Annotated in this window: 1 protein-coding gene; it reads left to right on the plus strand. The window is 38.1% G+C overall.

What is annotated here, in order from left to right; translation table 11 throughout:
- Positions 1-85: 85 nt before the first annotated feature.
- Positions 86-430 (plus strand): hypothetical protein (locus FJV41_RS55965; RefSeq protein ID WP_141649639.1); only part of this gene is annotated, 345 nt, incomplete at its 3' end.

Genomic DNA, 430 nt, shown 5'->3' on the forward strand with positions numbered 1-430 from the left:
GGGTACACCGAGGGCAACCCCGTATTCGACAAGATTATGAAAAGAGTGGAAGATCATTTAAATACGAATGCTAAGGCTGGGTGATATGAAAAAAATCATCACGCCACTCGTCGATATAGTTCTCTGCACCTATATTATTACCACATGCTTTATTTGCCTGACTGAGTTTAATAACTGGCAGAATAAACCAATCGCAGTGACGATTATAATCGGCAGCGCTTATATCATCGCCATTGCATTGAATAGATTACTGGGAACAAAAATAGGTGTGATAAGCGGTGTTTTTAATTTACTATCAGGTCCGCTACTAATTATAGGCGCTATTGTTTGCATAGCCTTACTTGACCCGTGGCCGGTTAAGATTATTGGTCTGTTTTTATGGGTCATTATAATGTTTTGTTTACCTTCATTTATAAATAGAGATAAGGAA

This window comes from Myxococcus llanfairpwllgwyngyllgogerychwyrndrobwllllantysiliogogogochensis (assembly GCF_006636215.1).
Lineage (GTDB): Bacteria > Myxococcota > Myxococcia > Myxococcales > Myxococcaceae > Myxococcus > Myxococcus llanfairpwllgwyngyllgogerychwyrndrobwllllantysiliogogogochensis.